Origin of the sequence: Phenylobacterium kunshanense (assembly GCF_003254525.1) — a bacterium.
Lineage (GTDB): Bacteria > Pseudomonadota > Alphaproteobacteria > Caulobacterales > Caulobacteraceae > Phenylobacterium > Phenylobacterium kunshanense.
Window position 1 is genome coordinate 324,225 of record NZ_QFYS01000002.1, and the last position, 20,919, is coordinate 345,143.

The window sequence follows — 20,919 nt, forward strand, 5'->3', positions numbered from 1 at the left end:
CCGGTCAGAGGAAGCTGTAGGGATCGATGTCGATCGCCAGCCGTATGGCGCCGGGCGGCCTCACCCGCGCGCGCCACGCCGCCATGTAGGCCGAGAGGTCCACGCCACGGTCGGCCCGCACCAGGAACCGCTTTCGGCGCCGGCCCCGAACCAGGCCGAGCGGCGCGTCCGCCGGGCCGTAGACCTCAACCCCAGGCGTATTCGGCGCGGCCTGCGCCATGGTGCGGCAGAAGGCGTCGAGCTGGGCCGCATCCGGCCCCGAGGCAATCACCGCCGCCAGCCGGCCGAACGGCGGTAGGCCCGCCATCTCGCGCTCGGCCATCTCGGCTTCGACGAAGGCGTCACGGTCCTGGGCCTTCAGCGCCTGCATGACCGCGTGTTCAGGAGCGTAGGTCTGGAGCAGGGCGCGGCCCGGCCGGTCGCGGCGCCCCGCCCGCCCCGTCGCCTGGGCCAGGAGCTGATAGGTCCGCTCGGCCGCCCGAAGGTCCCCGCCGCGGAGCCCGAGGTCGGCGTCGACCACGCCGACCAGGGTCAGCTTGGGGAAGTTGTGCCCCTTGGCCGCCGCCTGGGTGGCGACGAGGATGTCGATGTCTCCCGCCGCCATGCTTTCCACCAGCCTGCGGGCCTCGCGGGCGTCGAACACGGTGTCGGACGAGAAGACCGCGATCCGCGCCTCGGGGAACAGGGCCCGCGCCTCCTCCTCGACCCGCTCCACGCCCGGCCCGATCGAGACCAGGCTGTCCTTGGCGCCGCAGTGAGGGCAGGCGGCCGGCTTGGGCATCGAGAACCCGGTGAGATGGCAGACCAGGCGCCCCGTGTAGCGGTGCTCCACCAGCCAGCTCTCGGTGTCGGGCGCCGTCATCCGCTCGCCGCAGGCCTTGCAGAGCACGAGCGGCGCATAGCCCCGGCGGTTCAGGAAAAGCAGCGTCTGCTCGCCCCGCGCATAGGTCTCGGCCATGGCGGCGATCAGGGGCGGCGACAGCCAGCGCCCCGCCTCGGGCGGCGTTTCCCGCAGGTCGATCAGCTCGATGTCGGGCAGGCCGGCCGCCCCGTGCCGCCCGGCGAGCCGCACCCAGCGATACCGGCCGGTCTCCGCATTGCGCAGGCTCTCCAGCGAGGGTGTCGCCGAGGCGAGGATCACCGCCGCATCCTCGATCTTGCCCCGCGCCACCGCCAGGTCCCGCGCGTGGTAGATGAAGCCCTCTTCCTGTTTGAACGAGCTGTCGTGCTCCTCGTCGACGACGATCAGGCGCAACTTGCGGAAGGGCAGGAACAGGGCGGACCTCGCGCCGACGACGATCCGACAGCGGCCCGCGGCCACGGCCTCCCACACGCGGCGTCGACCCGGCGGCGCGACATCCGAGTGCCATTCCCCCGGCGCCGCGCCGAAGCGCTGCCCCACGCGGGCGATCACCGCCTGGGTGAGCGCGATCTCGGGCAGCAGGATCAGAACCTGGGCCTCCGGATCGGCGGCCAGCGCCGCCGCGGCGGCCTCCAGATAGACTTCGGTCTTCCCGGATCCCGTGACGCCGTCGAGCAGGGCGACGCCAAAGCCGCCTTCGGTCGCCATCGCCTTCAGGACGTCGGCGGCCGCGGCCTGGCTGGCGTTGAGATCGGAACCCCGGCGCGCAAGGTCGGGCGGATCGAAGGCGGCTTCGGCGACCACCTCGTGCAGGGCGAGCACGCCCTCATCGATCAGCCCCTTCACGACACCTGCCGAAACCCCGGCGGCGCGTGCGAGGTCGGCGGCGGACAGGCCGTCGCTGCCGGCGGCGGCTTCCAGCACCTTCGCGCGGGCCGGGGTCGCGCGGGCGGGGTGCGTTCCGGTCAGCCGCACGAGGCGTTGCGGGCGCGGCTTGGGCGCCCGGGCGCCGCGGAGGGCGATGGCGAGTGGCTGCCCCGGGACATCCACGGCGTAGCGGGCGGCCCACTGCACGAATTCCACCGTGCCGGGCGGCAGGGGAGGATCGTCCAGCCGCTCGGCCACCGGCTTGAGGGGCCGGTTGCCCCCGTGTCCGTCACGGATCCCGGTCACCACGCCCCGGATCAGCCGCGGCCCCAGCGGCACGGCGACCTGATCGCCGGGCGCCAGGTCCATGCCTTCGGGCTCGGCGTAGTCGAACGCCTCCGGAAGCGGCATGGGGATCAGGACGGAGGCGATGCGGCTCATGGTTTGAGGTTCAGGCCTTCGCAGCTACAAGCGGCGCGAACAAGTCCAAGGTCACACCATGCAGCTCTTCCTCGACAGCACCGACATCGTCCAGATCGAAGACCTCGCCAAGACGGGCCTCGTCGACGGCGTGACGACCAACCCCACCCTGATCGCCAAGTCCGGCCGCAACATGCTGGAGGTGATCGCCGACATCTGCCGCATCGTCGATGGCCCGGTGAGCGCCGAGGTGTCGTCGGTGACCACCGAGGGCATGCTGGCCGAGGGCCGCAAGCTGGCCGGCATCGCGCCGAATGTGGTGGTCAAGGTGCCGCTGACCCGCGAAGGCCTGATGGCGACCTCGGAATTCGCCGCCGAGGGGATCCAGACCAACGTCACGCTGTGCTTCTCGGCCGCCCAGGCCCTGCTGGCCGCCAAGGCGGGCGCCACCTACGTCAGCCCCTTCATCGGCCGGCTTGACGACCATGGCGCCGAGGGCATGGACCTGATCACCGAGATCCGGGCGATCTACGACAACTACGACTTCGACACCGAGATCCTGGCTGCCTCGATCCGGTCGGCGTCGCACGTGAAGGAGGCGGCCCTCTCGGGCGCCGACTGCGCGACCATCCCGCCGGACGTCTTCGAGGCGCTTTTCAAGCATCCGTTAACCGAACGGGGGCTCCAACAGTTCATGGCTGATTGGGCGAAGACCGGTCAGTCGATCCTGTAAGGGGCTTGAGGTGACATGGACGGGTCGCAGGGTGAGTTTCAGTTCGAGGCCAACCCGGTCGACCCGTCCGCGGTCCGCCGCTTCCTGTCGGACAATCCCGACTTCCTGAAGGGCGACGACGGACTGCTGGCCGAGCTCGGCCTGACGCTCGCTGCGAGCAATGTCGTCGAACTGGCGCCGCTGGCGCGCGTGCACGCCGCCCACCAGCGCGAGGCCGAGATGCGCCAGCTGCTGGAGGAGACGGCCCGCGCCAACTTCGCCGCCCAGGCCCAGACGCACGGGGCCGTGGTCGACCTGCTGGACGCCCGCAACAACTCCGACCTCGCCCGCCGGGTGGACGACCTGGCGCGGGAGCGCTTCGGCCTCGCCGCCGGCGTCATCGCCCTGGAATGCGATGGCCTGCCACCGGCCGGCTGGCGGCCGCTGGTGGAAGGGCAGGTGGACCTGCTGCTCGACGGCGGCCACCGCATGGCCCGGATGGGCTTCGTCCCCACGGCCCTCGGCCTCTTCGCCGGCGGAGCCGACGAGATCCGCTCGATGGCGATGGTGCGCATGGCGATCTGGGAGCCCTCGCGCCAGGGCCTGCTCGCCTTCGGCTCGCACGATCCCGAGGGCTTCACGCCCGACATGGGCAGCGAGCTGGTGGCCTTCCTGGCCCGCGTCGTGGAGCGGACGGCGGAGCGATGGCCGCTGCTCTGAGCGGCCAGGCCGCGCGCACCCAGTGGCTGGAGCATCTGGCCAACGAACGCCGCGCCTCGCCTCGCACCCTTGAAGCCTATGGCTTCGCCGCGGCGCGCTATCTCACCTTCCTCGAGCAGCACCGCGGCGGACCGGTCAGCGTCGCCGATCTCGCGGGCGTCTCTGCGGCCGAGCTGCGCGCCTGGCTGGCCCATCTGCGTTCAGGGGATCGCCCGCTCTCGCCGCGTTCGCTGAGCCAGGCCCTGTCGGCCATCCGCACCTTCCACCGATTCCTCGACCGGCGGCTCGATGCGCCGAACGCGGCCATCGCGCTCGTGCGGGGCCCGCGCGTGAAGCCCGGCGCGCCACGGCCGGTCACCGAGGACCAGGCGGTCGGCCTGATCGCGGAGCCTGCCCTCGACCCCGATCGAGAGGATTGGGAGGTCGTCCGCGACCAGGCGGTGCTGACCCTGCTCTACGGCTGCGGCCTGCGGATTTCGGAGGCCCTTTCGCTCACGCGGGCCGATGCGCCCCTGCCCGAACTGCTGAGGATCACCGGCAAGGGCGGCAAGACCCGGATGGTCCCGGTGCTGCCGGCGGTCCGCGCCGCGGTGGAGGCCTATCTGGCGGAGGTTCCGTTCGTGCTGCCGGCCGAAGGACCATTGTTTCGGGCCAGGCGCGGCGGCGCCCTGAGCCCTCGTCACGTCCAGGCGACGGTCCAGGCCCTGCGCGGCCGCCTGGGCCTGCCGGCGAGCGCAACGCCGCACGCCTTGCGTCACTCCTTCGCCACCCATCTGCTGGGCGCGGGGGCGGACCTGCGGTCCATTCAGGAACTGCTTGGCCACGCCTCGCTGTCGACCACCCAGCGCTACACTGAGGTGGACGCAGCGGCGTTGCTCAGCGCGTATTCTGCGGCCCATCCGAGGGCCTGACCAGGTCCAGCTCCTGGATCATGACCACGCGCCATTCCAGCTCAGGCTCGCCGGGCGCATGCATCAGATGGCAGGGGCGAGCGCGCTTCTGGTAGCGCGGCACCCGCGTGCCGGTCAGCACCAGGCGCTGGGTCTTGGGGCGCGGGGAGACATCGCGCACGAAGTAGGGCGCCGGCCGGCAGCGTACGGGCGTACGGTCGAGGTCCTCGGCGCCCTTGGCGGCGGGCGGCGCGCCGGCGATCGCGGCGGCCATGGCCAGGCCCAGAAGCCCGCTCATCGACTGCCTCCCAGCAGGCACATCTCGCCCATGGGCATCTCGATCAGCTTGCGAAGGCGGGCGGTGTCGCGGTCTTCGTCACGAAACAGCAAGGCGGGCTCGTAGCCGGTCTGGAAACGTCCGGCGCCCTGGCAGGGCGCTGCGTCGCGAAGCAGGGACGCGGGAGGAGCGACGAAGGTGCGGAGCGACGTGTCGGCGGCGCGCGCCTCCAGGCCCGGCGTCAGCGCCACGACGGCGGCGACAATCGCAAGCATTGCAGCCTCTCCCCAATACGCAACGCCGGGAAGCTGCCACCGCCCGCGGCGGCCGCCAAGTTAAGGTTCGGTCACCTGGAACGCAGAAGTTGCAGACACCGGTCATCGGACCGGCCGGCGCTCACTCCCGGACGTACCGGATCCAGGCGACGCCATTGTCCTCGCCGGCGTCCGTGGCGAGGAACCCCTCACGCTCATAGAAGGCCTGGGCCGCCCGGTTGGCCGCCTGGCACTTCAGAGACATGGGCCCGTCCAGCCGCTCGGCGATATGGTCCAGGAGCGCTCGGCCCACGCCCCGGCCGCGGTCGGTCACATAGAGCGAGTGCAGGAAGTTCTGGGGGGCATACAGCGCCGCGACGCCGATGAGCCGGCCGCGGTCGAAGGCGGCGTAGACCTCCTCCTCACGGGCGGCCCGCAGGAAGTCCTCCCGCCGGTGCCGTGCCGGATCGATCCAGGTGAACGTCTCGCGCAGGACCCGGACATACAGGTCCGCGCACGCGTCCAGCTCCTCCGGACGCGCGCGTCGGACGACGAGGCCAGCCCTCAGGCCTGCATCGTCCACCCTTCGACTCCCATGGCGGCCTGACGCAGGGCTTCGCTGCGCGTTGGGTGCGGGTGGCAGGTCCGCGCGATGTCCTCGCTCGCCGCACGGAATGTCATGGCCACGCAGAACTCGCCGACCATCTCCGAGACCTGCGGGCCGATCATGTGGACGCCCAGGACCTCGTCGGTTGCGGCGTCGGCCAGCACCTTCACGAAGCCCTCGGTCTCATGGTTGATCTTGGCGCGGCTGTTGGCCGTGAACGGGAACTTGCCGGTCTTGTAGGCGCGCCCCTCGGCCTTGAGCTGTTCCTCGGTCTTGCCGACCCAGGCCACTTCCGGCGCGGTGTAGACCACGCTCGGCACCAGGTTGTAGTCCACGTGGCCGTACTTGCCGGCGATGATCTCGATGCAGGCGACCCCGTCCTCCTCGGCCTTGTGGGCCAGCATCGGGCCGTGGATCGCGTCGCCGATCGCCCAGACGCCCGGCGCCGAGGTTCGGAAGTGGTCCGTCTCGATGAAGCCGCGCTTGTCGGGCGTGACGCCCACGGTCTCGAGACCCAGGCCTTCGGTGTAAGGACGCCGGCCGATCGCCAGCAGGACGTTGTCGGCTTCCAGGGTCTCGGCGGCGCCGCCGGCGACCGGCTCGAAGGTCACCGAGACGCCCTTCTTCGACGCCTTGGCCCCCGTCACCTTGGCGCCCAGCCGGAACTCGAAGCCCTGCTTGGTCAGGGTGCGTTGGAAGGTCTTCGCGACCTCGGCGTCCATACCGGGAGTGATCCGGTCCAGGTATTCGATCACGGTCACCTTGGCGCCCAGACGGCGCCATACCGAGCCCAGCTCCAGGCCGATGATCCCGGCGCCGATCACCACGAGGTGGCCCGGAACCTTGGGTAGCGACAGGGCGCCCGTGGAGTCCACGATGCGCTCCTGGTCGACGTCGACACCCGGAAGAGGAGAGGGCTCGGAGCCGGTGGCGATGACGATGTTCTTCGCCGCCAGGGTGACGACCGAGCCGTCCTCGGCGGTCACCTCGACCTTGCCGGCGCCGGCGATGCGGCCACGGCCCTTCACCCAGTCGACCTTGTTCTTCTTGAACAGGAACTCGATGCCCTTGGTGAGCTGGCCGACCGAGTCGGCCTTCTGCTTCATCATCTGGAGCAGGTTGAGCTTCGGCGTGACCTCGATGCCGAGGGTCGCGAACTCGCTGCCGGCGGCGGCGAAAAGCTCGGAGGCGTGCAGCAGAGCCTTGGAGGGCATGCAGCCGACGTTCAGGCACGTGCCGCCCAGCGTGCCGCGCATCTCGACGCAGGCGGCCTTCAGTCCGAGCTGGCCGGCCCGGATCGCGGCGTTGTAGCCGCCGGGGCCGCCCCCGATGATGACGACGTCGTAGGTGGTGGTGTCGGTCATGGTAAGCCCTGCCTCAGGTGGGGGCGCAAACTAGTCCGGCAAGTCCCTAGGTCAACCGCCGGGCGGCGGAGAACCGAGATTGCGGTCGCGATGTGGCGGCGAGGAACGAAAAGCGGGCGCCGACGCGGCCCGGAGGCGGTCGATGTGGCCGCTGCGGCCCGGACCGGCGTCAGACCTCGATCCACTCGTCCTGCGGATCGCGCTCGATGAGCGGCGCGCCGGCCGCCAGCATCCGGTCGACGCGCTCCAGGAGTTCGGCGCCGCTGAACGGTTTCGCCAGGCCGTCGCAGACCCCGTGGCCCGCGGCCGCCTTCACGTCGTCGGCGGTCAGCCCGCGGCCGATCAGCAGGACCGGAGCCGGACCGTCGGCGGCCGTCGCCAGCGCCTCCAGGACTTCGAGGCTGGCCATGTCAGGCAGGTGGCGCTCCAGGATGACGGCGTCGAAGCCGCCGCCCTCCAGCAGGCCGATGGCCTCGGCCGGTTCGCGGGTGGCCGTGACGAGATAGCCGGCGACGTCCAGCCGGATCTGCACCATCTCGAGGACCGTGCGGTCGTGGTCGACGACGAGGACCCGGTAGGTGGGCGGGGGTTCGAACTGCATCGGGGTCTCGTCTCTCAGAACAGGTCGACTTCGCCGGGCTCGGCGGGCTCGGCCTCGACCACCGGCGCGCCGAGGCCCTCGGCCATGCGTTCGGCCAGCGCGCCGAGGGTCAGGCTCGCCAGGGCGCTGTCCACCGGGACTTCGATGCCCCCGGGCGATGCGAAGCTGACATTGCGGGCGAAGCTGGCGAGGCCGGTGAGGTGCTGGGCGAGGAGGTCCACGCCGTGGAGGCTCTCGGTCAGCACCTGGCGCTCGGCCGCCGGAAGACTGTCCATGAATTCGCCGAGGATCTTGTCCAGGCGGATGCAGCGGGCCGCCGCCAGCTCGATCTCGCCGGACAGGACGTCCATGGTGATCGAGACGCTCGGGGCGAACCCAGGGCTCAGGTTGAGGGCCGACATGAGAAAGCGTTCCTTTTCAAGGAGCTTTCCCCAGCCGGCCCTAAACATTGGTGAACCGGCGAAAACGTCGTTCGCTTTTGGCGTCCGCGCGGGGCGACCTGCGGCGATCCGCCCCAGGATCGCCGCCCTCCCGGCAGCCCGCGCCTAGATGTCCAGCAGCAGCCGCTGCGGGTCCTCGATGGCGTCCTTCACATGGACCAGGAAGGTCACGGCGCCCTTCCCATCGACGATGCGGTGGTCGTAGCTGAGGGCCAGGTACATCATCGGGCGGACCACGATCTGGCCGTTCACCACCATCGGCCGCTCCTGGATCTTGTGCATGCCCAGGATGCCCGACTGCGGCGGGTTCAGGATCGGCGTGGACATCAGCGAGCCGTAGATGCCGCCGTTCGAGATCGTGAAGGTGCCGCCCTGCAGGTCGTCCATCGAGAGCTGGCCATCGCGCGCCTTCTTGCCCAGCGCGCCGATCTCCTTCTCGATGTCGGCCAGGCTCATGGCGTCGGCGTCGCGGACGACCGGGGTCACCAGGCCCTTCTCGGTGCCGACGGCGACCGAGATGTCGTAGTGGTTCTTGTAGATGACGTCCGTGCCGTCGATCTCGGCGTTGACGTCCGGCACCTGCTTCAGCGCGTGGACCACGGCCTTCACGAAGAAGCTCATGAAGCCGAGCTTCACGCCGTGCTTCTTCTCGAAGCTGTCCTTGTACTGGTTCCGCAGGGCCATGACCGCGCTCATGTCCACCTCGTTGAAGGTGGTCAGCATGGCGGCGTTGTTCTGGGCTTCCTTCAGCCGGCGCGCGATGGTCTGGCGCAGGCGGGTCATCTTCACCCGTTCCTCGCGCTCGTGGATGGCGCGCGGGGCGGTGGGCGTGGAGGCGGCCGCCGGGGCCGAGGCGCGGGCTTCCAGGGCGGCGAGCGCGTCACCCTTGGTCACGCGGCCGTCCTTGCCGGTGCCGGCGATGGCGGCGGGGTCCAGCTTGTTCTCGGCCGCGATGCGCTGGGCCGACGGGGCGAGCACCGGCTCGGCCTTGGCCGCGGGGGCCTGCGCGGGCGCGGGCGCGGGCGCGGGTTTGGCGGGCTCAGCCTTAGGCGCTGCGGCCTTGGGCGCGGTCCCGGCAGCGCCTTCCGCGATCTTGCCCAGCAGGGCCCCGGGCTCGACGGTGGCGCCTTCCTCGGCCGAGATCTCGGCCAGAACGCCATCGGCGGGGGCGGCGACTTCCAGGCTGACCTTGTCGGTCTCCAGCTCCACCAGGATCTCGTCCTTGCGGACCGCATCGCCGGCCTTCTTGGTCCAGCGGGCGACGGTCGCCTCGCTGACGGATTCACCCAGCGCCGGGGTCATGATGTCGGCCATCGGGGGTAGGGCTCCTTGGGGGTCTTGGGACACAAACAGAGTTGGCGGATTTGGCAGAGTTGGTGACGACGGCCTCTAGGCGAAAGCCTCGGTCAGGAACGTCTCGAGTTCCTTCAGGTGCCGGCTCATCAGACCCGCGGCGGTGGACGCCGAGGCCGGACGGCCCACATAGCGGGCGCGCTTGGCCTTCACGCTCATGCGTTCCAGCGTCAGCTCAAGCCAGGGGTCGACGAACTGCCAGCCGCCCATGTTCTTGGGCTCCTCCTGGCACCACACCAGCTCGGCGTTCTTGAACCGCTTCAGCTCGTTCGAGAGCGACTTCAGCGGCCAGGGATAGAACTGCTCCAGGCGCAGGATGTAGACATCGTCGCGGCCGCTCTTGGCCCGCTGTTCCACCAGGTCGAAGTAGACCTTGCCCGAGCAGACGATGACCCGCTTGATCTCGGCGTCGGGGCGAAGGGTCACCCCGCCCACGTCGCAACCCGCCTCGGCGCCGTCCACCATAACCCGGTGGAAGCCGGTCCCGGCGGCCATGTCCGACAGGTTCGACACCGCACGCTTGTGGCGCAGCAGGCTCTTGGGCGACATGACGATCAGCGGCTTGCGGTACTCGCGCAGGAGTTGGCGGCGCAGGACGTGGAAGTAGTTCGCCGGGGTGGTGCAGTTGACCACCTGCATGTTGTCCTCGGCGCAGAGCTGCAGGAAGCGCTCCAGGCGCGCCGACGAGTGCTCGGGCCCCTGGCCCTCGTAGCCGTGCGGCAGCAGCATGACGAGGCCGCTCATGCGCAGCCACTTGCGCTCGCCCGAGCTGATGAACTGGTCGATCACCACCTGGGCGCCGTTCACGAAGTCGCCGAACTGGGCTTCCCACATGGTCAGGGTGTTGGGATCGGTCAGCGAGAAGCCGTACTCGAAGCCAAGCACCGCCTCTTCCGACAGCGCCGAGTCCAGCACTTCGAAGTGCGCCTGTCCGGGCCCCAGGTTGCGGAGCGGGAAGTAGACCTCCTCGCTCTTCTGGTCGATCAGGCCCGAGTGGCGGTGGCTGAAGGTGCCGCGCACGCTGTCCTGGCCGGAGAGGCGCACCGGATAGCCGGCGTCGAGCAGGGTGGCGAAGGCCAGGTGTTCGGCCGTCGCCCAGTCGATGCCCTGGCCGGATTCGATCGCCTCGCGGCGCGCCGAGATGACCCGCTCCACGGTCTTGTGGACGCTGATCCGGTCGGGGACCGTGGTCATCTTGCGGCCTAGATCCAGCAGCTTCTGCTTGGGCGCGCCGGTCGCGAAGCGCTCGTCGCCGGTGGGCAGCTTCATGTTGGCCCACTTGCCGTCGAGCCAGTCGGCCTTGTTGGCCTTGTACTGCTTGCCGGCCTCGAACTCGGCGTCGAGGAACTTGTCGAAGTCGGCGACCCAGCCGTCGACGTCGGCCTGGGTGCAGACGCCTTCCCCGATCAGCCGCTGGGCATAGAGGTCGCGGACCGAGGGGTGCCCCTTGATCTTCGCGTACATCAGGGGCTGGGTCATCGTCGGATCGTCGCCCTCGTTGTGACCGAACCGCCGGTAGCAGAACATGTCGATGACCACGTCCTTGCCGAACAGCTGGCGGTACTCCGTGGCCACCTTGGCGGCGAAGGTCACCGCCTCGGGGTCGTCGCCGTTGACGTGGAAGATCGGCGTCTCGACCATCAGCGCCACGTCGGTCGGGTAGGGCGACGAGCGGCTGTTCTTGGGGCTGGTGGTGAAGCCGATCTGGTTGTTGACCACGAAATGCATGGTCCCGCCGACGCCGTAGCCGCGCAGGCCCGACAGGGCGAAGCATTCGGCCACCACGCCCTGGCCCGCGAAAGCGGCGTCGCCGTGCAGCAGCAGCGGCAGCACGTGGGCGCGGCCGGCGTCAGGCTTCTCGCGCAGGGTGAACGCCTGCTTGGCGCGCGCCTTGCCGATCACGACGGGGTTGACGATCTCGAGGTGCGACGGGTTGGCCGTCAGCGACAGGTGCACCTCGTTGTTGTCGAACGAACGGTCCGACGAGGCGCCGAGGTGGTACTTCACGTCGCCCGAGCCCTGGACGTCCGACGGCACCGCCGACCCGCCTTGGAACTCGTGGAAGATGATGTGGTAGGGCTTGCCCATCACGGCGGCCAGGACGTTCAGGCGGCCGCGGTGCGGCATGCCGATGACGATGTCCTGCACGCCCATGGCGCCGCCGCGCTTGATGATCTGCTCCAGCGCCGGGACCATCGCCTCGCCGCCGTCGAGGCCGAAGCGCTTGGTGCCGGGGAAGCGGCGGTGCAGGAAGGCCTCGAAGCCCTGCGCCTCGATCAGCTTCTTCAGGATGGCGACCTTGCCCTCCTTGGTGAAGGTGATCTCCTTGTCGCGACCCTCGATCCGCTCCTGCAGCCAGGCTTTCTCCTTGGGATCCGAGACGTGCATGTACTGCACGCCGACGTTGCCGCAGTAGGTGCGGCGGAGGATCTCCAGGATCTCGCGAAGCGTCGCGGTTTCCAGGCCCAGCACGTAGTCCAGGAAGATCGGCCGGTCGAAATCCGCCTCGGCGAAGCCGTAGGTGGCCGGGTCGAGTTCGGACGCGTCGCCGGGCGTGGTGGCGATGCCCAGCGGATCCAGGTTGGCCTTCAGGTGCCCGCGCATCCGGTAGGCCCGGATCATCATGATGGCGCGCAGGGAATCGAGCGTCGCGGCCCGCACTTCGTCCACCGAGGCGGTGGGCTTCTTGGCTTCGATCGCCTTGCCGATCTTGGCTTCCACCGCAGGCCAGAGCCCGTCGATGGCGCTCATCCAGTCGGGGCGGGCGGCCGGGGCGGAGGGCCGGGTCCAGGCCGGCTTCTGGGCGGCGCGCGCGACCTCCTCGCTGCGATCCGCGAGCGAGGCGAAGAAGGCCTGCCAGGACGGCTCCACCGAGCCGGGGTCCGCCGCCCACTTCGCGTAGAGATCCTCCACGAAGGCCGCATTGCCGCCGTAGAGGAAAGAGGTCTCGGCCAGAACTTCGTTGATCAGGCCTGCGTCGTCCGCCATCTGCTTCGCCTTCCGGGGCGGGCCCACGGACTTTCCGAAGAAGGAGCCGAGCGCAGGCCGCCCAATACCGATTGTGTCGCCCTCAGGCGCCCTTCAGCACCTCGAGCAGGGTCTCGCCAAGCTTCGCCGGAGACGGCGACACGCGGATGCCCGCAGCCTCCATCGCGGCGATCTTGTCCTCGGCTCCGCCCTTGCCGCCAGAGATGATCGCGCCTGCGTGACCCATGCGCCGTCCAGGCGGCGCGGTGCGTCCCGCGATGAAGCCGACCATAGGCTTCTTGATTGCTGAATTCTTGATGAATTCAGCCGCGTCTTCTTCGGCCGACCCGCCGATTTCGCCGATCATGATGATCGACTCCGTCTCCGGGTCCTTCAGGAACATGTCGAGGACGTCGATGAACTCGGTGCCTTTCACCGGGTCGCCGCCGATCCCGACCGCCGTGGTCTGCCCCAGGCCAACCTGGCTGGTCTGGAACACGGCCTCATAGGTAAGCGTCCCCGAGCGGGAGACAACGCCCACCGAACCCTTCCTGAAGATGCTGCCGGGCATGATGCCGATCTTGCACTGCTCGGGCGTCAGCACGCCCGGGCAGTTCGGACCTATCAGGCGCGACTTGGAGCCGGAAAGCGCCCGCTTCACCTTGATCATGTCGGCCACCGGAATGCCTTCGGTGATGCAGACGATGAGCGGAACTTCGGCGTCGATGGCTTCCAGGATCGAGTCCGCGGCGAACGGCGGCGGCACGTAGATCACCGACGCATCCGCTCCGGTTTCGTTCACGGCCTCGGCGACCGTGTCGAAGACGGGCAGGCCGATGTGCTTGGTCCCGCCCTTACCGGGCGTGACGCCGCCGACCATCTTGGTCCCGTAGGCGATGGCCTGTTCCGAGTGGAAGGTGCCCTGGCTGCCGGTGATGCCCTGGCAGATGACCCGCGTTTCTTTACCGATCAGGATGGACATTAAGCGGCCCCCCGCACGGCCTTGACGATCTTTTCCGCGCCATCCGAGAGGTCGTTGGCCGAAAGCACGTTCAGGCCACTCTCGTTGATGATCTTCTTGCCCAGCTCGACGTTGGTGCCTTCCAGGCGGACGACCAGCGGAACCTTCAGGCCCACTTCCTTCACCGCGGCTACCACGCCCTCGGCGATGATGTCGCAGCGCATGATGCCGCCGAAGATGTTCACCAGGATGCCCTTCACGTTCGGGTCCGCGGTGATGATCTTGAAGGCCGCCGTGACCTTTTCCTTCGAGGCGCCGCCGCCGACGTCCAGGAAGTTGGCCGGCTCGGCGCCGTACAGCTTGATGATGTCCATGGTCGCCATGGCCAGGCCGGCGCCGTTGACCATGCAGCCGATCTCGCCGTCGAGGGCGATGTAGCTGAGGTCGTACTTGGAGGCCTCGATCTCCTTCGGATCCTCTTCGCTCTCGTCGCGCAGGGCGACGACGTCCGGATGACGGAAGAGGGCGTTGGAGTCGAACGACACCTTGGCGTCGAGGACGCGCAGGTGGTCGTCGCCGGTGACGATCAGCGGGTTGATCTCCAGCATCGACATGTCCTTGGCCAGGAACGCCGTGTAGAGCTGGGTCAGCAGGGTCGCCGCTTCCTTGGCGAGGCCCCCGGTCAGGCCGAGGGCCTTGGCCAGGTGGCGCGCATGGTGCGGGAAGACGCCGGTGGCCGGGTCGATGGAGAAGGTGACGATCTTCTCGGGGGTGGAATGCGCCACCTCCTCGATGTCCATGCCGCCTTCGGTGGAGGCCACGACCGAGACCCAGCTCGTCTCGCGGTCCACCAGCAGCGACAGGTAGAATTCCTTGGCGATCTGGGCGCCTTCCTCGATGTAGAGGCGGTTCACCTGCTTGCCGGCCGGTCCGGTCTGGTGCGTCACCAGCACCCGACCCAGCATCTCCTGGGCGTTGGCCTTCACGTCGTCGGCGCTCTTGACCACCCGCACGCCGCCCTTGGCGTCCGGGCCGAGGCCTTCGAAGCGGCCCTTGCCGCGCCCGCCGGCGTGGATCTGAGACTTTACGACGAAGACCGGACCGCCGAGCTTGTTGGCGGCTTCGACAGCTTCGTCGACGGTGAATGCGGGATACCCGCGCGGGACCGCAACGCCGAACTCCGCGAGGACGGCTTTGGCTTGGTGTTCGTGGATGTTCATGGGGCCTGTGGGGCGACTGCCAAGGGCTCGCCCGGACGGCGAGTGAGCGGGCTTATACCGCCCTCGCCCGCGATGACAACCGCGTGAGGGGCGGAAAACCGCCCCTTTGCGCACGAAGCTTACGCGAGGTGACCTGTTCGGCGCACGATTGCTCTCTTCGAGACTCCGGCGGTTTGCGGATCAGCCGAAGAACATCACCCAGAGGGCGCGCCCGGGCATGAAGGCGATGAAGATGTTGATGGCGAACCCGCCGTAGAACAGCCCCATCATGTGCCGGCGGTGCCGCGTCACGTTGTGCCTGCGGGCGGCCAGAACCGCCAGCGGCAGGAAGATCAGCGTCCAGGCGGTCAGGAGATGCAGCAGCGACCAGGAGCCATGGTTCAGGCCGCTGATGAACAGGGTCGCCCCGGCTGTCACCGACACCAGCGCCACCCAGGTCCAGCCCGCGAGCCGGTGGAACGTGCGCCCCTTGCGAACGCCCATCAGTACGGCGCCGAGGACCAGGGCTGCTACGGCGGTCAGCAGGTGGATGCGGACCGGCGTCGACAGCTCGGCCCAGACCCGCATGTTGGGAAGGTGCAGGCGGGCGTCGCCCGCCATCTCAACGATGGGTCTCCAGAAGGGCCCCATGGTGACGCCCACGAGTGCGATCACCACGGCCATGGATCCCGCAAACCAGGGCCCGAAGCCCAGCGTGCGGCGGCCCGGCGTTTGCGAAGCGTTCGACATCCGATATCTCCAGTCTCTCGGGGGCCGTCAGGAGAACGCGGCCCGTTCGGAGCGGGTGATGGCGGCGGTCGGGCGGAGGCGCGAGCGAGGATGCGTCGGATGACGCGGGACCTTCGCGAATCGCCGCGCGGCGCCGTTCACGCTTCGTGGGTGGCCACGGCCTGGTCTGTCGTGCAGCGCAGTCTCATTCCGGCGATCGTGGTCGGCGCCTTCCTGGCGTTCATCGGCGCATTCGGGTCCGGCGGCATGCCGATGGGCTTACGCGTTCCGTTCATGATCGCGATCTCGTTCGTGGGCACGGTCCTGGGCCAGACGGCCTATCTCTCGGTCGAGCAGGTCCCCTGGGTGGCGGCGCGCTGGTGGCGGATCGGCCTGTTCTCCGGCCTGGCCATGTGCGTTCCCATGGGGCTCTTCGTATGGAGTGTCGTGGGGATGCTGGAGGGGCCCCGGCGCGGGTTCGATGTGTCCGAGTTGCCGGCGTATGTCGGCGTGTCGCTCGTCACCTCGCTGTTCTTCTGCGTCACTGTCGCGTGGGCGCACACGCTGGCCCCCGAGCGCGGACAAGGCGAAGTCGCGGCCGCGCCGCCGAAGTTCCTGGAGCGCCTGCCCCTAAAGCTGCGCGGCGCCGCAGTCTGGGCCGTGGAAGCCGAGGACCACTACCTGCGGCTCCACACCTCGAAGGGGCAGGATCTCATTCTTCTGCGCCTCGCCGACGCGATTTCCGAACTGGAGGGGATCGAGGGCATGCAGGTCCACCGGTCCTGGTGGGTGGCGCGGGAGGCCATCGCCGACGCCCGGCGCGCCGACGGCCGGGCCACCCTGACGCTGAAGGACGGCTCGGAGGTCCCGGTCAGCCGCACCTACGCGGGCCTGCTGCGCGACCGCGGCTGGATCTGATCAGCGGCGCCGGGCCAGCCACTCGGCCCGCGACTGGCCCCAGCAATCCACGGCCACGTTCATCGGGGCCGGAAGGACGGCCTGGCGCAGGATGCGCGAGCCGAGCCGCTCGGCCACCTTCTGGGAGTTCACATTGGCCGGCTCGATCGTGTGGATCACCTCGTCCCACCCCAGGGCGTCGAAGGCCCAGTCGATGGCGGCGGTCGCGCCCTCGGTGGCGTAGCCCTTGCCCCAGGCGTCGCGCACGATGCCCCAGCCGACCTCCGTGCCCGGCCAGCCCTCCGGCTGCCACGGGCCGAGGCGGCCGACCCAGCGGCTAGTGGCCTTTTCGATCACCGAGAACATGGAGAAGCCGCGCACGGTCCAGGCCCCGGCCATGACGCACATGATGCGCCAGGCGCCGATCCGGTCCTGCCGGCCGCCAATGAACCGGGCGGCCTCCTCGTCGGCGCAGAAGTCGGCCCAGGCCTCGAAATCCTCCTGTGCGGGTGCGCGCAGGATGAGGCGTTCGGTCTCAAGGGTCGGCGTTTGCATCGGCGCGGCTTTGGCCTCAATCTGGCGTCGGGAGAGAGTTCGGGGTCGGATGGCTGCGTGGGCGCGCTTGCGCCGTAGCCTGACATGCCCTGCGCGTCGAGGGACCTGACCGTTCTCGGGGGCCGCTCATGACGCAGGATCCGCTACAGTTCGCACCGCTGGTCGAGCCGCCGAATGCCACCGTCCATAGGTCGGGGCGGGTCGTCCTCGCGGGTGTCGCCGCCGCCTGCACGCTCGGGATCGGGCTGGGCCTGTGGGCGCGCCCCGCGCCGGACGTGCTGGCCGAGACCGCTCGCCCGGCGGCATCGGCGGCTGCCGCGACCCGGCCCGTCCTGCAGATCGTGGTCGACGACACACCGGCGCCGTTGGGCGCGCCGCTGGAGGTGCTGCCCCGCGATGCCGCCCCGGCGCAGCCCTTCACGTCGTCGCAACCCGCACTGGCGGTTCCAGTTCGCCCCGCCGCAGGACTGGTCAGGGTCGACGCGGAAGTGGCCGTCGAACCGCGTCCCCTGCCGAAGCCGCTCCAGGCCCCGGCCGTGAAGCGGACTAAGGTCGAGACGCAAGCCCTCAAGGAGGAGCGCCCGCGCCCCACCAGGATCAACAGCGCGGAAGCGCCGCCCAAGGCCAAGCCGGCCAGGATCAAGTCCAAGCCAGAGGTTCGTGTGGCGGCGAAGTCGCGGCCGGCCCGTCCGGACAAGCCAAAGGCCATCCAGGTCGCCAAGGCCTCTGCCAATCCATCGCCCAAGCCCCAGGCGACCAAGGCGCGCAAGAAGGTCGAGCTCGCGGCCAGCGCCAGGCGCGAGCGAGGGGTCAAGACCGCCCGACGGGCGGCGGAGCCTCCGCCGAAGGTCGACAAGGCCAAGGCCTCGCCGCCGAGGGCGAAGCCGGCGCCGCGCGGCGAGGGGCCGATGCGGGTGGCCCAGGCCAGGCCCTGCGCCTCGGAGGATCCTGGAGAGGCGGTCGTCTGCGCGGACCGGAGGCTGGGCGCCCGGGACCGTCAGCTGCAGCAGGCGTATCGAAACGCCGAGGCGGCAGGAGTGCCGGCCGCCGCCCTGCGTCGCCAGCAGGCCCGATGGCTCGAGGCGCGCGCGGCGGCGGCCCGGGAGGCGCCCTGGGCGGTGGAAGACGTCTACGTCGCCCGGATCTCCGAGCTCAACGACCTGACCCGCGACGCCCGCGAGAACTGAGCGCGGGCACGAAAAACCCCGCCGACCGCGAGGGGCGACGGGGTTTCCAGGCCGTAGGTCGGCGGTGCGGCCGCTAGGACAGCATGTCCTTGACGGTGTCGCGCTCGCTGACGAGCTCGTCGTTGGTGATCTTGATCTTCGACTTGGCGAAGTCGTCCATCTCGTAGCTGGTGATGACCTCGTAGGCGCCCGGGGCGGTGGTCTTCACCGGCATGCCGGCCCACACGTTCGGGTCAAAGCCGTAGCGGCCTTCCGACTTCACGGCCACCGAGTGGATGGCGCCCGGCGTCACCAGGTCGTGGACGTGGTCGATCAGGGCGTTGGCCGCCGAGGCCGCCGACGACAGGCCGCGGGCCTCGATGATCGCCGCGCCGCGCTTGCCGACGGTGGGCAGGTAGTCGTTCTCCAGCCAGGCGCGGTCGTTGATCACGTCGGCCGCCGCCTTGCCGCCGATCTTGGCGTGCGTGTAGTCGGCGAACATCGTCGGGCTGTGATTGCCGTAGATGAACAGGTCGCTGACCTCGTTGATCGACACGCCGGCCTTCTGGGCCAGCTGGGCGCGGCCGCGGTTCTCGTCCAGGCGCACCATGGCGGTGAAGCGATCGGCCGGCAGGCGCTTGGCCTGGCTGGCGGCGATCATCACGTTGGTGTTGCAGGGGTTGCCGACCACGGCGACGCGGGCGTCGTCGGCGGCGACCTTGTCGATCGACTGGCCCTGGGCGATGAAGATCTTGCCGTTGTCCTTCAAGAGGTCGGCGCGCTCCATGCCGGGGCCGCGGGGCTTGGAGCCCACCAGCAGGCACCAGTTGGCGTCCTTGAAGGCCACGTCGGCGTCGCCCGTCAGGACCATGTCCTGCAGCAGCGGGAAGGCGCAGTCTTCCAGCTCCATCGCCACGCCCTTCAGCGCCTTCTGCGGACCCTCGACCGGGATTTCCAGCAGTTGGAGGATGACGGGCTGGTCGGCGCCCAGCATCTGGCCGGACGCGATCCGGAACAGCAGGGCGTAACCGATGTTGCCGGCGGCGCCGGTGACCGCGACGCGGATGGGCTTCTTCGCCATGGAGACTGCTCCTTCTAAACTGTGCGCGGGCGCTCTAGCCCGTTGACGCCCATGCTGCAATGCCGCACGCGCAGGGGTGATGTTCGAACTGCACCCCGCCTTCCCGCCGACCTCCGAAGCCGTGGGCGAACTGGCGCTGTGCCATGTCCGCCTCCAGGCCGACGCACGATACCCCTGGCTGGTGCTGATCCCGCGGATCGCGGGGCTGCGCGAGCTGGAAGACCTTTCGCCCGAGGACCGGAGCCGCCTGATGGAGGAGGTGGTCCTGGCCGGCGCCGCGGTGCGCGCCCTGGGCGAGGCGCAGGGGCGGGCGGTCGAGAAGCTGAACATCGGCGCGCTCGGCAACGTGACGCCCCAGCTTCATGTTCATGTGGTCGGGCGTCGGTCGGATGACTCGGCCTGGCCCGGCCCCGTGTGGGGCGTCGGAACTGCCGAGCCCCCAGCGGACGATGCGCTTGCGGCGGCCCTGGCGGTGGCGCGACGGGCGCTCGGTATCTGACCCGAAAGATCGCTGCGTCTTACTGGCCGGATGACATGCGGCCGATGATGAACTAGAAGCCGCCGCTTTCCTGCGCGGGCGTCCGATCCGCCCGCCAGGGTGCGAAGGCAAGAAACTCCCATGAAACGTCCCCCGTCCCCAGGCCGCGCGGCTCCGAAGGGCCCGTCGCAGCGCCAGCTTCGCGCCGGTGAGCTGGTGCGCCACGCGCTGGTCGAGATCCTCCGCGAGGAAGAGATCAATGATCCTGCGCTGGCCGGCGTCCCGGTCACCGTCACCGAGGTGCGGGTGAACCCGGACCTGCGCCACGCCACCGTCTATGTCGAGCCGTTGGGTGGCGAACATGCCGACGAGGTGGTTAAGGCGCTGAACAAGCACGCGAAGTTCGTGCGGGGCCATCTCGGTCGGATGATCGACATGCGCTTTACGCCGGACCTTCACTTCCGTCACGACGAGACCTTCAACGAAGCCGCTCGCATGGCCCGGCTCTTCGATGATCCCAGGGTGCGCCAGGACCTCAGTCCGCAGCCGCCGTCGGACTCGTGGAAAGACGAGGACTGATGGCCCGTCGCAAGAAGGGCCAGGCGATCTCGGGCTGGATCAACCTGGACAAGCCCTACGACCTGACCTCCACCCACGCCGTCAGCCGCGTCCGCCGGCTTTTCGACGCCCAGAAGGCGGGCCACGCGGGCACGCTTGACCCCCTGGCCACCGGCATCCTGCCGATCGCCCTGGGAGAGGCGACCAAGACGGTCCCGTTCCTGGTCGACGCCGACAAGTCGTACCGCTTCACCATCGCCTGGGGGCGGACGACCGCCACCTACGACCGCGAGGGCGAGACCCTGGCCCAGTCCGACGTGCGCCCCACGCTGGCCCAGGTGCAGGCTGTGCTGCCGCGGTTCGTGGGTGAGATCGACCAGGTTCCGCCGGCGTTTTCCGCGATCAAGGTGGATGGCGAGCGCGCCTATGACCTCGCCCGGGCTGGCGAGACGGTGGAGCTGGCGGCGCGCAAGGTGATCATCTTCGATGTCCGCCTTCTGGACGCCGAGGACGCCGACCACGTCACCCTCGAGATGGACTGCGGCAAGGGCACCTATGTCCGCGCGCTGGTACGCGACATCGCCGAGGCGCTCGGGGCCTGTGGCCACGTGAGCGCCCTGCGGCGCACGCGCGTGGGCCGCTTCACCGAGGAAACCGCGGTCACTCTGGATTATCTTGAGGATTTGGGGCATAAGGCCCGCCAATCGGAGGCCCTGCTTCCGGTCGAGACCGCGCTGGACGACATCCCGGCGTTGGCCGTGACCGACGAAGACGCCTTCAGATTGAAGCAGGGACGATCGATCGTTCTCGTTCCCCGACAGGTGGAAGCGGTCAAGGCCAGGCTCAAGCCGGGCTCGCGCACCGTTTCCGCAATGTCCGGCGGAACGATGGTGGCGCTCTGCGAGATGCGTGCGGGACGGCTCGAACCCTCGCGCGTCTTCAATCTTTGATCAGAGCGGAG

The 20,919-nt window shown here is 69.5% G+C and carries 22 protein-coding genes; 8 read left to right on the forward strand and 14 right to left on the reverse strand.

All coding sequences use genetic code 11. The features are described 5' to 3' along the window. Positions 1-4 precede the first annotated feature (4 nt). Entirely contained in the window at positions 5-2,170 is a 2,166-nt protein-coding gene (locus DJ019_RS05910; RefSeq protein ID WP_111275057.1) for a primosomal protein N', read from the reverse strand. A 58-nt stretch (positions 2,171-2,228) separates the two neighbouring features. Here DJ019_RS05910 and fsa point away from each other — a divergent pair, with 58 nt between their 5' ends. The 3 genes from fsa to DJ019_RS05925 are packed head-to-tail and all read left to right on the forward strand — an operon-like array spanning position 2,229 to position 4,492. Further along, positions 2,229-2,882, forward strand: coding sequence for a fructose-6-phosphate aldolase (gene fsa, locus DJ019_RS05915; protein ID WP_111275058.1), 654 nt, complete (start codon positions 2,229-2,231; stop codon positions 2,880-2,882). 15 nt (positions 2,883-2,897) lie between these two features. Further along, on the forward strand, positions 2,898-3,581 hold the full coding sequence (locus tag DJ019_RS05920) for a DUF484 family protein (protein ID WP_111275059.1): 684 nt from the start codon (positions 2,898-2,900) through the stop codon (positions 3,579-3,581). After that, entirely contained in the window at positions 3,566-4,492 is a 927-nt protein-coding gene (locus DJ019_RS05925; protein WP_111275060.1) for a tyrosine recombinase XerC, read from the forward strand. The genes DJ019_RS05920 and DJ019_RS05925 overlap by 16 nt, the downstream gene beginning before the upstream one ends. Here the strand turns inward: DJ019_RS05925 and DJ019_RS05930 are convergent. From DJ019_RS05930 to DJ019_RS05980, 11 genes are all read right to left on the reverse strand, one after another. Next, a complete protein-coding gene (locus tag DJ019_RS05930; protein WP_111275061.1) occupies positions 4,458-4,769 on the reverse strand; it encodes a hypothetical protein in 312 nt (103 codons plus the stop codon). The genes DJ019_RS05925 and DJ019_RS05930 overlap by 35 nt on opposite strands. After that, the gene (locus tag DJ019_RS05935) at positions 4,766-5,023 is read right to left on the reverse strand and encodes a hypothetical protein (protein WP_111275062.1); all 258 of its coding nucleotides are present in this window, start codon (positions 5,021-5,023) and stop codon (positions 4,766-4,768) included. Before DJ019_RS05935 ends, DJ019_RS05930 begins: the two co-directional genes overlap by 4 nt. Positions 5,024-5,144: 121 nt before the next feature. Further along, positions 5,145-5,585: a GNAT family N-acetyltransferase gene (locus DJ019_RS05940; protein ID WP_165843906.1), complete on the reverse strand. Its 441-nt coding sequence runs from the start codon at positions 5,583-5,585 to the stop codon at positions 5,145-5,147. Continuing rightward, a complete protein-coding gene (gene lpdA, locus DJ019_RS05945) occupies positions 5,567-6,973 on the reverse strand; it encodes a dihydrolipoyl dehydrogenase (RefSeq protein ID WP_111275064.1) in 1,407 nt (468 codons plus the stop codon). The genes DJ019_RS05940 and lpdA overlap by 19 nt, the downstream gene beginning before the upstream one ends. A 169-nt stretch (positions 6,974-7,142) precedes the next feature. Beyond that, positions 7,143-7,574, reverse strand: a complete 432-nt coding sequence (locus DJ019_RS05950) for a response regulator (protein WP_111275065.1) — start codon at positions 7,572-7,574, stop codon at positions 7,143-7,145. 14 nt (positions 7,575-7,588) lie between these two features. Continuing rightward, positions 7,589-7,975, reverse strand: coding sequence for a hypothetical protein (locus DJ019_RS05955; protein ID WP_111275066.1), 387 nt, complete (start codon positions 7,973-7,975; stop codon positions 7,589-7,591). A 144-nt stretch (positions 7,976-8,119) separates the two neighbouring features. Beyond that, positions 8,120-9,328 carry a 2-oxoglutarate dehydrogenase complex dihydrolipoyllysine-residue succinyltransferase gene (odhB, locus tag DJ019_RS05960; protein ID WP_111275067.1) on the reverse strand — a complete coding sequence of 403 codons (1,209 nt, stop codon included), beginning with the start codon at positions 9,326-9,328 and terminating at the stop codon, positions 8,120-8,122. A gap of 75 nt (positions 9,329-9,403) precedes the next feature. Next, on the reverse strand, positions 9,404-12,355 hold the full coding sequence (locus DJ019_RS05965; RefSeq protein WP_111275498.1) for a 2-oxoglutarate dehydrogenase E1 component: 2,952 nt from the start codon (positions 12,353-12,355) through the stop codon (positions 9,404-9,406). A gap of 82 nt (positions 12,356-12,437) precedes the next feature. Next, complete coding sequence (gene sucD / locus DJ019_RS05970) at positions 12,438-13,316, reverse strand: succinate--CoA ligase subunit alpha (protein ID WP_111275068.1); 879 nt, start codon at positions 13,314-13,316, stop codon at positions 12,438-12,440. Then, positions 13,316-14,515, reverse strand: a complete 1,200-nt coding sequence (gene sucC / locus DJ019_RS05975; protein ID WP_111275069.1) for an ADP-forming succinate--CoA ligase subunit beta — start codon at positions 14,513-14,515, stop codon at positions 13,316-13,318. The genes sucD and sucC overlap by 1 nt, the downstream gene beginning before the upstream one ends. Positions 14,516-14,695: 180 nt before the next feature. Continuing rightward, positions 14,696-15,244 (reverse strand): DUF2306 domain-containing protein, encoded by a 549-nt coding sequence (locus tag DJ019_RS05980; RefSeq protein WP_111275070.1) that lies wholly within the window; start codon positions 15,242-15,244, stop codon positions 14,696-14,698. A gap of 99 nt (positions 15,245-15,343) precedes the next feature. On the opposite strand from DJ019_RS05980, the gene DJ019_RS05985 reads away from it, so the two are divergent. Then, positions 15,344-16,141 carry a LytTR family DNA-binding domain-containing protein gene (locus tag DJ019_RS05985; protein ID WP_111275071.1) on the forward strand — a complete coding sequence of 266 codons (798 nt, stop codon included), beginning with the start codon at positions 15,344-15,346 and terminating at the stop codon, positions 16,139-16,141. Here DJ019_RS05985 and DJ019_RS05990 read toward each other — a convergent pair whose 3' ends face one another. Then, positions 16,142-16,675 carry a GNAT family N-acetyltransferase gene (locus DJ019_RS05990; RefSeq protein WP_111275072.1) on the reverse strand — a complete coding sequence of 178 codons (534 nt, stop codon included), beginning with the start codon at positions 16,673-16,675 and terminating at the stop codon, positions 16,142-16,144. Positions 16,676-16,803: 128 nt separating this feature from the next. Here DJ019_RS05990 and DJ019_RS05995 point away from each other — a divergent pair, with 128 nt between their 5' ends. Continuing rightward, complete coding sequence (locus tag DJ019_RS05995) at positions 16,804-17,862, forward strand: lysozyme inhibitor LprI family protein (RefSeq protein ID WP_111275073.1); 1,059 nt, start codon at positions 16,804-16,806, stop codon at positions 17,860-17,862. Positions 17,863-17,935: 73 nt separating this feature from the next. Here DJ019_RS05995 and DJ019_RS06000 read toward each other — a convergent pair whose 3' ends face one another. Further along, on the reverse strand, positions 17,936-18,922 hold the full coding sequence (locus DJ019_RS06000) for a malate dehydrogenase (RefSeq protein ID WP_111275074.1): 987 nt from the start codon (positions 18,920-18,922) through the stop codon (positions 17,936-17,938). A gap of 79 nt (positions 18,923-19,001) precedes the next feature. On the opposite strand from DJ019_RS06000, the gene DJ019_RS06005 reads away from it, so the two are divergent. The 3 genes from DJ019_RS06005 (at position 19,002) to truB (ending at position 20,908) form a co-directional block, all read left to right on the forward strand. After that, a complete protein-coding gene (locus tag DJ019_RS06005; protein ID WP_111275075.1) occupies positions 19,002-19,421 on the forward strand; it encodes an HIT domain-containing protein in 420 nt (139 codons plus the stop codon). Between the two features lie 120 nt (positions 19,422-19,541). Next, complete coding sequence (gene rbfA / locus DJ019_RS06010; RefSeq protein WP_111275076.1) at positions 19,542-19,979, forward strand: 30S ribosome-binding factor RbfA; 438 nt, start codon at positions 19,542-19,544, stop codon at positions 19,977-19,979. Beyond that, positions 19,979-20,908, forward strand: coding sequence for a tRNA pseudouridine(55) synthase TruB (truB, locus tag DJ019_RS06015; RefSeq protein ID WP_111275077.1), 930 nt, complete (start codon positions 19,979-19,981; stop codon positions 20,906-20,908). Before rbfA ends, truB begins: the two co-directional genes overlap by 1 nt. Positions 20,909-20,919 lie beyond the last annotated feature (11 nt).

Coding starts and splice junctions, on each gene's coding strand:
- DJ019_RS05910 (WP_111275057.1), bottom strand. CDS start 2,170: ATGAGCCGCATCGCCTCCGTCCTGATCCCCATGCCGCTTCCGGAGGCG.
- fsa (WP_111275058.1), top strand. CDS start 2,229: ATGCAGCTCTTCCTCGACAGCACCGACATCGTCCAGATCGAAGACCTC.
- DJ019_RS05920 (WP_111275059.1), top strand. CDS start 2,898: ATGGACGGGTCGCAGGGTGAGTTTCAGTTCGAGGCCAACCCGGTCGAC.
- DJ019_RS05925 (WP_111275060.1), top strand. CDS start 3,566: ATGGCCGCTGCTCTGAGCGGCCAGGCCGCGCGCACCCAGTGGCTGGAG.
- DJ019_RS05930 (WP_111275061.1), bottom strand. CDS start 4,769: ATGAGCGGGCTTCTGGGCCTGGCCATGGCCGCCGCGATCGCCGGCGCG.
- DJ019_RS05935 (WP_111275062.1), bottom strand. CDS start 5,023: ATGCTTGCGATTGTCGCCGCCGTCGTGGCGCTGACGCCGGGCCTGGAG.
- lpdA (WP_111275064.1), bottom strand. CDS start 6,973: ATGACCGACACCACCACCTACGACGTCGTCATCATCGGGGGCGGCCCC.
- DJ019_RS05950 (WP_111275065.1), bottom strand. CDS start 7,574: ATGCAGTTCGAACCCCCGCCCACCTACCGGGTCCTCGTCGTCGACCAC.
- DJ019_RS05955 (WP_111275066.1), bottom strand. CDS start 7,975: ATGTCGGCCCTCAACCTGAGCCCTGGGTTCGCCCCGAGCGTCTCGATC.
- odhB (WP_111275067.1), bottom strand. CDS start 9,328: ATGGCCGACATCATGACCCCGGCGCTGGGTGAATCCGTCAGCGAGGCG.
- DJ019_RS05965 (WP_111275498.1), bottom strand. CDS start 12,355: ATGGCGGACGACGCAGGCCTGATCAACGAAGTTCTGGCCGAGACCTCT.
- sucD (WP_111275068.1), bottom strand. CDS start 13,316: ATGTCCATCCTGATCGGTAAAGAAACGCGGGTCATCTGCCAGGGCATC.
- sucC (WP_111275069.1), bottom strand. CDS start 14,515: ATGAACATCCACGAACACCAAGCCAAAGCCGTCCTCGCGGAGTTCGGC.
- DJ019_RS05980 (WP_111275070.1), bottom strand. CDS start 15,244: ATGTCGAACGCTTCGCAAACGCCGGGCCGCCGCACGCTGGGCTTCGGG.
- DJ019_RS05985 (WP_111275071.1), top strand. CDS start 15,344: ATGACGCGGGACCTTCGCGAATCGCCGCGCGGCGCCGTTCACGCTTCG.
- DJ019_RS05990 (WP_111275072.1), bottom strand. CDS start 16,675: ATGCAAACGCCGACCCTTGAGACCGAACGCCTCATCCTGCGCGCACCC.
- DJ019_RS05995 (WP_111275073.1), top strand. CDS start 16,804: ATGACGCAGGATCCGCTACAGTTCGCACCGCTGGTCGAGCCGCCGAAT.
- DJ019_RS06000 (WP_111275074.1), bottom strand. CDS start 18,922: ATGGCGAAGAAGCCCATCCGCGTCGCGGTCACCGGCGCCGCCGGCAAC.
- DJ019_RS06005 (WP_111275075.1), top strand. CDS start 19,002: ATGTTCGAACTGCACCCCGCCTTCCCGCCGACCTCCGAAGCCGTGGGC.
- rbfA (WP_111275076.1), top strand. CDS start 19,542: ATGAAACGTCCCCCGTCCCCAGGCCGCGCGGCTCCGAAGGGCCCGTCG.
- truB (WP_111275077.1), top strand. CDS start 19,979: ATGGCCCGTCGCAAGAAGGGCCAGGCGATCTCGGGCTGGATCAACCTG.